Source organism: Microbispora sp. H10949 (assembly GCF_014161435.1).
Taxonomy (GTDB): domain Bacteria; phylum Actinomycetota; class Actinomycetes; order Streptosporangiales; family Streptosporangiaceae; genus Microbispora; species Microbispora triticiradicis.
Window position 1 is genome coordinate 1 of sequence record NZ_JABBWZ010000031.1, and the last position, 3697, is coordinate 3697.

2 protein-coding genes are annotated in these 3697 nt (G+C 70.2%); one reads left to right on the top strand and one right to left on the bottom strand.

Translation table 11 applies throughout. From position 1 onward, the window contains the following. Positions 1-309 precede the first annotated feature (309 nt). The gene (locus HHX40_RS35420) at positions 310-1794 is read right to left on the bottom strand and encodes a lectin (protein WP_310738419.1); all 1485 of its coding nucleotides are present in this window, start codon (positions 1792-1794) and stop codon (positions 310-312) included. A 1101-nt stretch (positions 1795-2895) separates the two neighbouring features. Here HHX40_RS35420 and HHX40_RS35425 point away from each other — a divergent pair. Next, a partial coding sequence (locus HHX40_RS35425) for an RICIN domain-containing protein (protein WP_182878234.1) occupies positions 2896-3697 on the top strand: 802 nt, incomplete at its 3' end.

A 3697-nucleotide genomic window follows, 5' to 3' on the forward strand; every position in this document is an offset into this window, starting at 1 on the left:
CAAACGCTGGGTGACCCGATGGAAGGCCGCCCTCAACGCCTTCGCCATCACCTTCGAAGGCCGCCTGACCCCAACCGCCCGATAGAACCAATCAAGACCGAGTTACACCGTTGATTGGACAGACCCGCGACGTCACCGATGACGCACAGGCAGGGCGGGGAGACGCCGGCCGTCCCGGGAAAGCCGGAAGCCGGCCCGCGCGACGGACCGGCTTCGGCGTGGCGCCTCCCGGAAGGGAACGCCTGGGTGGTCGGGACCCGGGTGGGGGCCCAGTGTGGGGGACCAGGGTGGGTCAGCCCGGGGACAGGGTCAGACGCGGGTCCACTTCTGGTTGTTGGCGCCGGTGCACGACCAGATCTGCACCTTGGTGCCGTTGGCGGTGCCGCTGCCCGCCACGTCCAGGCACTTGTTCGCGCCGACGGCGGTGATCGTGCCGTCGGAGTTCAGGCGCCACTTCTGGTTGTTCTGGCCGTTGCAGTCCCAGATGATGACCGCGGTGCCGTCCGCCGTGCCCGCGCCGTTCACGTCCAGGCACTTGTTGCCGTAGACGCGCAGCTCGGACGCGCTGGTGGAGGTCCACTTCTGGTTGTTCTGGCCGTTGCAGTCCCAGATCAGCACCGTGGCGCCGTTGGTCTGCGAGGCGCCGTTGACGTCCAGGCACCGGCCCGACGCCACACCCCTGAGCGAGCTCGTGCCGCCGGGGGGCGGAGAGTTCGTCGGTGTAGAGGTGGGCGACGACGAGGGCGACGGGCTCGTGTTGGGGGTCGCCGCGTTGAGCGCGTCCAGGACGGCGGTGTAGGCCTGCTTCTTGTTGAAGTTCCCGTCGAACAGCAGCGGGGTGTCGCCGCTGCGCCATGACCACTTGTCGGTGATGCCCCACACGGTGATGCCGGTGCAACGCGGCACGGCCGTGCAGGCCTGGACGACGCGGCGGTAGGCGTCGGCCTGGGTGGAGCCCGAACCGCCGACGTCGAGCTCGGTGATCTGCACGTCGACGCCGAGCGCGGCGAACTGGGCGATGTTCTGCTGGTAGTTCGACGGCGGGTTGCCGAAGTGCGACTGCAGGCCCACGCAGTCGATCGGCACGCCACGCGCCTTGAAGTCCTTCACCATGTTGTAGACGCCCTGCGTCTTGGCGGCGGTGGCGCTGTCGATGTTGTAGTCGTTGTAGCAGAGCTTCACGTTCGGGTCGGCGGCCCGCGCGGCGCGGAAGGCCTCCTCGATGAAGCCGTTGCCGAGCTTCTGGGTGAAGATCGAGTCGCGCAGCGTGCCGACCGCGCCGCCGTCGGCGAACGCCTCGTTGACCACGTCCCAGGCGAAGACCTTGCCCTTGTAGTGGTTCATGACCTGGGTGATGTGGTTGGTCATCGCCGAGCGCAGGTCACTGGCCGACATGTTGTTGTTGATCCAGCTGGGCAGCTGGGCGTGCCACACCAGGGTGTGACCGCGGACCTTCATGCCCTTGCTGACCGCGTGGTTGACGATCTGGTCGGCCGAGCCCCAGTTGAACGAGTTGCGGGACGGCTCGATCGGCCCCCATTTCATCTCGTTCTCCGCGGTGACTCCGTTGAACTCCCGGTCCCACGTCGCCACGTAGGTCGAGTCGTTCAGGTGGCCGGCCGCGATCGCGGTGCCGAAGTAGCGGCCGCTCTGCGCGGCGGCCGCCCCGAGGGTGCTCGCCGCGGCGTCGGCGGGGGTGGTGGCCGACAGGGCCGTCACCACCCCGAGTACGCCGAGAGCCCCGGCGGCCAGCACCCGGCGGGAACCGCCGAGTCGTCGCCGGGCTCGTCTCACAGGTATGGCGGTTTCGCCCATGCCTGAGCCTCCAGTGCTTGATGAACGGGGGTGCTTGCTGAAACGGGGTCTTGCTGAAACGGGGTGCTTGCCGAAGGTGGTGCTGACGGAACGGTGGTGCGGGAAGAGCGAGTGCTGAAACGAACGCGGATGAACGCGGGAAGACGCCCGCGGCGTCGCACACGGCCCGTCACGGACCGCGGCACCGGCATGCGGCCCCTGCCGTTCACCACCGACCGGGCAGGAGGAAGGCCGCCGGGGATCAGTTTGGAAACGTCGGCGTAACGTGTCAAGGCGTTGTGTCGATCTCTCGGCGGCGGTCCGTCAGGACCCGGGCCGGCCGTCCGGCCGCAGGGCTCCTGTCCGGGCGATATCCGCGGCGGTTCGGGCGTCCGCGTGCCGTGACGGCGGCCGTGAAAGTTTCACCGGGGGCCGAGCCGCGGGCGGACCGGCAGCTTCGCGGTCGTCCCAGTTCGGGCGCTCCTCCCGGCCGCGGGTGAACGCCTGGGAGAGGCCCGCGTGTTGACACGCTCCGCGCCGTCGTATTGGCTCCGCCGCACCACCACCGACATTCGTCAGATGTGAGAAGGGAGTTCACATCGCCGCAATGTTAGCGCTCACAGGATTGGGCGGGCCTGCCCACCGGTTCCCCGGCCCGGCACGACCACGCGCGGCGTGACCTCCGCGAGGTGTCGTCGCGGCGAGCGCCCGGCGTGGCCGCGGAGCCCGCTCCGGAGCGGCCCGTCGCCGGTGTTCGTGCCGTGCCTCGCGCGGCCGAATGTTAGCGATAACTTGCCCGGGACTACCGCGCCCGATCGTACGGCGGCCGCCGGTCGTGAACGCTCCCGCCCCCTCGCACTCACAGGAGAAGCATCATGCGGTCGGGCCCGCGCCTGGACGTGACCGGAGCCGGTACGGCCGGCGGCACCGCGCCGACCTGTGACCGGCTCCACCGGCCGACCGGCCCCACCCGATCCGCCGAATCCGGCCCCCGGCCTTCGCCTTCCACAGCCGGGGGCCACAGGGACGGGCCCGCCCCCCTCCGCCAGTGAGGGAGGGCGGGCCCGTCTCCCACCGCCTCCACCCCCCAGAGGAGAAGACATGCAGCCAGTGCCGCCCCGCGTGACCGGGCGCCGGCGACGATCGCCCGCGGCCGTCCTGACGTGCCTGCTCGCGGCGCTCGCGACCGTGCTCGCCGGCGCGCTCGTGTCCATAGCGCCGGCCACGGCCGCGACCGTCGACACCAACGCCTGGTACGTGCTGGTCAACCGCAACAGCGGCAAGGCCCTGGACGTGTACAACCTCTCCACGGCCGACGGCGGGTCGCTCGTGCAGTGGACCCGGAACAACGGCAACAACCAGCAGTGGCGGTTCGTCGACTCCGGCGGCGGCTACTACCGCGTGCAGTCGCGGCACTCCGGCAAGGTGCTGGACGTCTACAACCTCTCCACGGCCGACGGCGCCGCCGTCGTGCAGTGGAGCGACGGCAACGGCGTCAACCAGCAGTTCCGGCTGGCCGACTCCTCGGACGGCTACGTCCGGCTGATCAACCGCAACAGCGGCAAGGCCGTGGAGGTGCAGAACGCCTCCACCGCCGACGGCGGCAAGATCGTGCAGTACTCCGACTGGGGCGGCACCAACCAGCAGTGGCAGCTCGTCCGCGTCGACGGCGGCACCAGCTCCCCGTCCGCGTCTCCGTCCGCGTCCCCGTCCGTGTCACCGTCGGCGTCCCCGAGCGCGCCCTCGGGGACGTTCACCAACCCGGTGCTGTGGGAGGACCTGGCCGACATCGACATCATCCGGGTCGGTGACACCTACTACTACTCCGCCTCCACGATGCACTACTCGCCCGGCGCGCCGGTCCTGCGCTCCTACGACCTGGTGCACTGGGAGTACGCCGGCC